Annotated in this window: 8 protein-coding genes and 1 pseudogene; 7 read left to right on the forward strand and 2 right to left on the reverse strand. The window is 36.1% G+C overall.

Annotated elements, in window-relative coordinates; translation table 11 throughout:
* The first annotated feature begins 453 nt into the window (after positions 1–453).
* Positions 454–1,524: a peptidoglycan-binding domain-containing protein gene (locus Q0779_RS19225; RefSeq protein ID WP_298775143.1), complete on the forward strand. Its 1,071-nt coding sequence runs from the start codon at positions 454–456 to the stop codon at positions 1,522–1,524.
* Positions 1,521–1,937 (forward strand): hypothetical protein, encoded by a 417-nt coding sequence (locus tag Q0779_RS19230; RefSeq protein WP_298775144.1) that lies wholly within the window; start codon positions 1,521–1,523, stop codon positions 1,935–1,937. Before Q0779_RS19225 ends, Q0779_RS19230 begins: the two co-directional genes overlap by 4 nt.
* Positions 1,938–1,981: 44 nt before the next feature.
* On the opposite strand, the gene Q0779_RS19235 is transcribed toward Q0779_RS19230, so the two are convergent.
* Positions 1,982–2,200, reverse strand: coding sequence for a hypothetical protein (locus Q0779_RS19235; RefSeq protein WP_298775146.1), 219 nt, complete (start codon positions 2,198–2,200; stop codon positions 1,982–1,984).
* Between the two features lie 150 nt (positions 2,201–2,350).
* Between Q0779_RS19235 and Q0779_RS19240 the strand changes: the two genes are divergently transcribed.
* From Q0779_RS19240 to Q0779_RS24035, 5 genes and pseudogenes are all read left to right on the forward strand, one after another.
* Positions 2,351–2,941, forward strand: a complete 591-nt coding sequence (locus Q0779_RS19240; RefSeq protein ID WP_298775147.1) for a hypothetical protein — start codon at positions 2,351–2,353, stop codon at positions 2,939–2,941.
* Between the two features lie 264 nt (positions 2,942–3,205).
* Positions 3,206–3,763, forward strand: a complete 558-nt coding sequence (locus Q0779_RS19245) for a hypothetical protein (RefSeq protein WP_298775149.1) — start codon at positions 3,206–3,208, stop codon at positions 3,761–3,763.
* Positions 3,764–3,922: 159 nt separating this feature from the next.
* Positions 3,923–4,861, forward strand: a complete 939-nt coding sequence (locus Q0779_RS19250) for a hypothetical protein (protein WP_298775150.1) — start codon at positions 3,923–3,925, stop codon at positions 4,859–4,861.
* 6 nt (positions 4,862–4,867) lie between these two features.
* Positions 4,868–5,437, forward strand: a complete 570-nt coding sequence (locus Q0779_RS19255) for a hypothetical protein (RefSeq protein WP_298775152.1) — start codon at positions 4,868–4,870, stop codon at positions 5,435–5,437.
* 243 nt (positions 5,438–5,680) lie between these two features.
* Positions 5,681–5,995, forward strand: a pseudogene (locus tag Q0779_RS24035) (DUF2913 family protein); the annotation flags it as partial.
* A 43-nt stretch (positions 5,996–6,038) separates the two neighbouring features.
* On the opposite strand, the gene Q0779_RS19260 reads toward Q0779_RS24035, so the two are convergent.
* A protein-coding gene (locus Q0779_RS19260; RefSeq protein ID WP_298775155.1) for an IS3 family transposase occupies positions 6,039–7,138 on the reverse strand; the annotation gives its coding sequence in 2 pieces (ribosomal slippage) (positions 6,039–6,952 and positions 6,952–7,138; 1,101 coding nt in all).
* Between the last annotated feature and the right edge of the window lie 92 nt (positions 7,139–7,230).

Genomic DNA, 7,230 nt, shown 5'->3' on the forward strand with positions numbered 1-7,230 from the left:
CAACAATGTGACATTTGAAACTTGCCTTAACATGACTAAAGACCAGTTGAAATTTGATTATGTTTAATACTCTAGACGGCGAAAAGCCCCCGAGGAATCAAGGCGGAGGCTTCTCTGTAGAGTTCGCATTCAGTCTAATGAGAGACGAACGATCTAATTCTAGTTTAAGTTGAGAATAGTGCAAATGAGCTACTACCAGTGATAACCCTTGTTTATCACTGGTAGGGGAATATAGCCCATGATTTTTTGTATTGTCCAAAAAACTCATTTCTGAAATTAGCTTTTCAACTTTGCGACATAACCCCCATTTTTTATAATTTCTAAAAATAACCCTTGAATTAGCAATGTGTTAGCTGTATTTTTGTTACCTTTTTTGCTCAAATATGAAAACAAGGGATTGTTATGAGTTGTCAATGTCATTATTGTGTTTCGAAGAGAAGGCAAAGGCCAGTCATGTCACCATCACCAACGGCAGGACAATCTATACGTGAAGTCAAACACAGGGAAAATCTAGCCTATATCGAACGAGAACGCTTAGCACAAGCGACACAATCCTATAAACCGTGCCCAAGTACGACAAGTAACATCGAAAAACTTGAACGGATAAAGAAAAACGAACAGGAAAGTGAAGCTAGGTTTGATGATAAAAATGTGATTCCTCCTCTTAAATCACAATTACTAAAAAATGAGAAAAACCTTAATTCATTGGCTTTAGGTGCTTTTTCTCCACTTAAAATGGGTATAAAAAGCTTTGAAGTATTAAAGGCACAAGAAGCCCTGATTGCGGTTGGATTTGATTTAGGCAATAGAGGTGCTGATAGCCATTTTGGTCAGAAAACAATGCGAGTCGTTAAACAATTTCAGAAAAGATATAAACCCACGCACAACACACATGAGCAGTATGAATTCAATATTATTCATGGAGAGGTTGATCGAGGCACTATCTTAGCATTAGATGAGGCCCTATGTGAGAAATGGAAGTTTGAAGGATATGATTGGGCAAATAGTGAATTTGGCATTTTATTAGGTCATGTAGAATCAAGAAATGATTACTCGGCTTACAATAGAACAAAAGGTGGATTGAAATCATTTTTTAATACTGATCTAGATAAAAAGACCGTTATAGAAGTTATTGAGTTACAACAAACAAGAGAGGCCTTTGCCGTTGGGCGGTTTCAGCTTATACCCACTACATTGCAAGAAGCCGTACGACACTTATCGATTGATAAAAATGACACCTTTGATGCATTAACCCAAGATAAAATTTTTAATGGATATTTAATTAAAGTGAAGCGTCCTCAAATCATTAGTTACTTGGAATCTGATGGTACGATTGAAGATGCTATCTATGATTGGGCTAAAGAGTTTGCTTCGGCAGGCGTAGAAAAAGGAAGAAAAATCAGCAAAGGAAGGATTGCAGTCGGTGGGGAGTCTTATTATTCAGGAGACGGTTTAAACAAAGCACATTTATCTATCGAAAAAATGAAAGAAGTATTACGTAAATCCAAAGGGAATAGCCAATGAGATTATTACCTCTTCTTCTACTTGTATCCTCCTGCGCACATTCGGGGGAGGTAAAAGTAGATGTTGATTCTATTTTGAACAAAGAACCCTATTCAAGCGTATTCAAACAAGCTTTTATCAACATATATGATAAAAAACCTAATTTTAATACGGAGGATTATTTATTCACGTACTCATGTGGGGGAGGTGCGGTATGTGGATCTGTATTTGATCCATCATTTAATGAGTTCATTAGTCTTCCTGATGATTTTATCGGCGCTTCTGACGTTCAAGCGTTTAAGGTTAAATTTAATGCGTTAAGTAACGAAGTTTGTATTTGGGGGCAAAGTGCCTACAATGCAGAATTGTACAATGGTAAATGCTTTATTTATAAAGACAAAAATTTTAAAGAAAGTAATATCCCTTCTAAATGAAATGCTTGAGCCAGTGATAACCACTATTATCACTGGTAGCAAGTCTAATCTTTATCGATCATGGATAAAGCCATTTTTACAGCCTGGTCTATCGCTAATCCTTCGTTCGAAACATCAAAGTGTTTCTTTAGCACCTTTAAGCCTTCTTTTGTTTCTATACCCACATAGGCATCGAGCCGCTTCTTTGTTTCAAGATTTTTTTGGTGATTAGCTTTTCTTGCGGTAGCAATAGAGGCTTTTCTTTGTTCGTTGTTTTGAGCCATCTTATTTATTCCTTTTTCAAGTTAACGACATACTAATATGTTTACCGTGTAAATAAAAGAAATTATATGTTTACACGGTAATCGTTGTTTGTTATCTTTTGTATACACGGTAAACGAGGTTCGTACAGCTACTATCATTAAGGGTTCATTATGCACATACAGATGAGTATTTTTGATGTTATTCCTGAAACTAATTCAAACGTAATTAAAAAATATAACTCGCTGTTTGTTGACAAGGCTAGTGATGCGAGAAAAAAATACAAAGTTACGTTTGTCGGAGGTGATGAATTTACATTAATAACGTTGAATAAAAAAAAGGTCGTTTCCAAAAGCAAAACAGACTTAGACGGTGTAATGCGAGTTACAGGGATTGCAAAAATCGATCTAATGAAATTGTCTGATTCTTTTTATAAAAAGAAAAAAGAAAAATTAGCACAAGATGTAGAAGTTAGAGAGTGGCCTAGCTGGTTTGATAGGTTAGTGGCATGGGGTGCCCCAAGGTGGTTATGCGAGAAAGTGATTTTATTGAATGAGAATGGTGGTCAAGCTGCATACTACAACACGACAAAAGATAGTGAGCCTGAATGTTTTACTTATTTAAGATATCTTGGCCATCTTTGCAACGGTGTGGTTACAGGCAATAAGTTATATGGCCTAGAAGTGGCTTTGCCATTGTTAACAAGTAAAGAAGTTTCCGTATTAAAATTAGAACAAAAAAGCACAGGTTACGAAGTATCCTAAATTTTAGCAATAGACGCACTCTGCTATTACCAGTGATAATATCCCTTTATTACTGGTAGCCCAACTTGAGTACACTCGAAACCCAATTAGGGTACACCTACCCAATTTGAATACACCCATAACCCAGCTAGACTACACCCGTGATAAAAACAGTTATCACGGGTAGAATTAACTCTATTTTGTTATGGTTTTTATTGCGTTGCCGTTAATTTTAGGCAATCACTTTTTCACTACAACAAGGTGTTAACCAGTAGGTGTAAAAATATGCACGTTTATCACGTAACAACTGAAAAACAGTTAGATAAATTTATAGGTAATAAATTTTGTGCTCCTTTATATACTCCAGAGTATACAAACCTGATGCACAAAAATTTACATGCTATGCATGATAAGTTAATGGATGGAAGGTCTTTGTTTAGATTTTGCTTTTTTGAGACGTTTGAAAAAGCACAAAAGTCATACGAAAGAGATTCCATGTTTTGGAAAAGTAAAATACTCAGGTTTAAAAAAATTCATTTCTCAGAAATTGGTTTTAATTGGCAGTGGGATGAAGGGTTTAATGAAGGTGAGGCTCATCTTTTTTGGATTGAAGAAAACCACAGTGATAATAGGTACAGCCAAGCAGGGATACTTTTTCAGGATATTGATATTATGATAAATGAAAAATGGATTTCATTGTTAGAATACTTCCCTGAGTTACGTGATAAAGAGTCTACGGCAAAGATACTTTATAGCAATAAAGGGGACTCAAAGAGCCTCGATCTAAAGGGTGAGGGATGGTGGCGAAAGTTGGTAAATTGGGTATCGGGAATTACTGGATAGTTCGATTAGTCATACGGCTATTTGCTGTTACCAGTGATAAAAAAGCCTTATCACTGGTAGAAAGGTGGTACTTCTTCTTTGTTGTTTTTTAGTAAACAAATTGATAATAAATGTATCGTGGTGTAGTTTGTCATCAATGTTAAAAAGTGAGTTGATGATATGATAATGCAAGAGTTCCAAAGGTTTGCTCTAGAGTGCACTTTCTCTATAGGTCAGATCCCTGAATCTGCTCCACAATTTACGTTGGAAAGATTTTTAATAAAATTACAGAATTTAGTTTTGGATAATAAGGCTGTCCATAAAACAAAAGATGACACCGTAACACTTAGGTTAAGTAAATTAGATATTAATGAAGAAACAGTTGTTATGCTGTTTAAGTATGCGGATATTAATGCTACCGATCCATCGTTTACCCACTCAGATACTGGTGATACTAGAACCGAACCTAAGAAAGATGGCGAAGGTATATCAGTCTCATCTCATTTAGTTTTATTAAGAAATCCTAAAGAACAGTCTAATCAAGCGAATCATGATGCGATTTTTGAAGAGGTGCCAGGAATTAGTCGAAAAATTATAGAAGCTGGGCTAACTCATATGCTAAAAGAATGTGCTGTTGAGCACTTTGAAAAGAAAGGTAGTAAAAAAGAAAATATGTGCCGTCCAAAAATATCTTTAACATATGATGGAAATGATTCATTAGAACAACTGCTAAAAAAGGGGCACATTACTGGATTTGTTGCAGTAAAAACAAAATTAAAAGATCAATTAGATGAAGAGTCTAAGTTAATTATTACCGATGAAAAGATAACCTTTAAAGTTAAACGTTCCATGGGAGAGAAAGCCATGAGGGCTATTCAAACAGTAAAGAGCTATGCTTCAAAAAATGACTATTCTAAAGTTCAGATTAGATATCAAAGTAATGATAAACGGAGTAAAACATTCGAAGTTAAATCACGTGAGGAAAATATTGCTGAAAAAATGTTCGCTAAGAGTACAGTTATAAATCTCACTGAAAAAGTAGAACAATGCCAAGAAGACATTCATAATGAGTTAAAGAAAAAGTTAATATATATTTTGAATGATAATCTTAAAGCGTAGCTTCAAATGATCAGTAAACTATTTAAACCCATGTATTATCTGGGTATTAAACACACAGAAAAACGTTGGTTTGATGTATACATACCAATGTTGCTTGCTCTGCTTGTTAGTATTATTATTTTTTCGCTCCCTAAACCGATAGCATTAATGGGTAAAGGTAGCCTAATCAGTTTGGTGAATGGTATTTTGCAGATTTTATCTGGATTTTATATCGCTTCGATGGCTGCTGTAGCTACTTTTCAAAAAGAAGGTATGGATAAATACATGGATGGCGTACCTCCTAAGTTAGGAGGGGAACCATTAACGAGAAGGAATTTTCTTGCTTATCTCTTTGGTTATTTAGCGTTCATGAGTATCTTAATGTATTTCGTAGGAGGGTTTATACAGCTATCAGTATCCAATATTTCTTTTTGGATGATTGATGTTCATCGTTCAGTGAAGTTTATTTTATTGGCAATATATCTTTTTGTCGTATGTAATATTTTAACTACTACTGTACTAGGTATGCATTTTCTGATAGATAAAATTCATCGCTCAGAGGCTAAGTTTATAGAGCCTATAGATAAAAATGATTAAAGGATAAATTCCCCATTTTCACCCTTATTTACCATAATACTGATTGTATGTAGCACGACTTTGTATTTCGAGTAAAAAGAATAGGTTAAGCTCTTAAATGAACACTTATCTTAGCAAAAAAAGCCAAAAAACGGAATGCCAATAGTTAGTGATTTTCACCACTATGGGAGTTCAGGCAAAAATAGTAATTTAAGCCCCATAATGATAAAATAAGCCTCTTTTGGGTTGTAAAGGTATACTGGATTGAACGAAACATACAAAAGTCAACTAAACGGACTGGTTGAGCATTCTTTGATTCATCTTTATCTTAATTGTGATGAAAGCTCGCGATTAATCACAACACCTAAGCGAAATCAAATTCTAGTCCAGCATTTAAAGCCTAAAATCAAAGATCCTCAATATAGTTGCCTGAAAAAGGAACTCAAAAGGTTCATTGCAATTGGCCGCAAGCTCCGAGGCGATCTTGAGCAGAGGTTGATTGAAATTAAGAAGGTCCATGAAGACATTGATCAAGAAGCTAACGATGTTATAAATTTATTTGATTTACTTGAAACACTAAAAATTAAGTTGAAAATCGACAGTCGTTTCATACATGTACTGGTCAACCAAAATTGGACACTTTTAATTGAGAATATTCAAACTCAACAGGTGATAAATCACCATTTGCAGAATGCAGCCGCTCTAAGTTGTAATATTTCATATACGCCGCTACATCTTGCTTCATAAACGCTCTTGTTGGCTGATTAACCTTAAAAATCCAGTCATGCTTCAAGCTACCAAAGAAACGCTCGACTACGGCATTATCCCAACACGCGCCCACATCTCCCATACTGGCACGGATCCCATAACTCGATAACAGCTTACCAAATTGCTTACTGGTATATTGTGAACCTCTATCACGGTGAAACACCAAGCCTTTAGGCGGTTGTCTAAGGTTGTAAGCTTTTATTAATGCCTTAGAAATCAAGTCTGTCGTCATGCGTTTATCTATGTGCCATCCCACTATTCGACGTGAATATAAGTCCATCACGACAGCTAAATACATCCAGCCTTCACCCGTCTTCAAATAAGTCACGTCACCCGCCCAAATTTGATTAGCAGAAGTAGGATTGAAGTTCATGTTCAGCAGGTTATCTGCAACGCTATCGCTGTGTTTTCGCTTGGTTGTCGCCTTATAAGCTTGCCGTTGAGTAACGTTAAGCCGTAAACGTCGCATGATTTTACGGACTAAATAACGGCCAACTTGATAGCCTTCTTTGCGTAATCGCTTCACCATCTCACGACTCCCTAAACTGCCTCGACTTTTCTTAAATAACTGTCTGACACGGCGATAAAGCTTCAATGTATCAACACTTATCACCTTTGCTGGCCGTTTATACCAATCGTAATAGCCAGATTTACTGACACTCATCACACGGCATAATAGTGTTACAGGGAACTGAACCGATTGCTTTTTAACAAAGTGGTATTTTACTTCATTTCTTTCGCAAAGAAGGCGCTTGCCTTTTTTAAGATTTCTTTTTCCATCCTTAACGTTTTGTTTTCTTTGCGTAAGCGCTTTAACTCATCTCTTTCAGACTCTTGTAAAGTAACGCCTTGTTGCTTCGACTCATACTTTTCTTTCCAGCTATAAAGCAGGCTAGTACCTATACCGAGTGACTTGGCAGCATCGGCAACACTGTAACCTTGTTCTAGCACCATCAAGACAGCTTCATCTTTAACGCGCGTAGCGGAAATCTCGGGGGCTTGCCCCCGTGCTGGATAGTGTAGACTGGACTTGTTCCAGTCTGTAT

Source organism: uncultured Shewanella sp., from assembly GCF_947491715.1.
Taxonomy (GTDB): domain Bacteria; phylum Pseudomonadota; class Gammaproteobacteria; order Enterobacterales; family Shewanellaceae; genus Shewanella.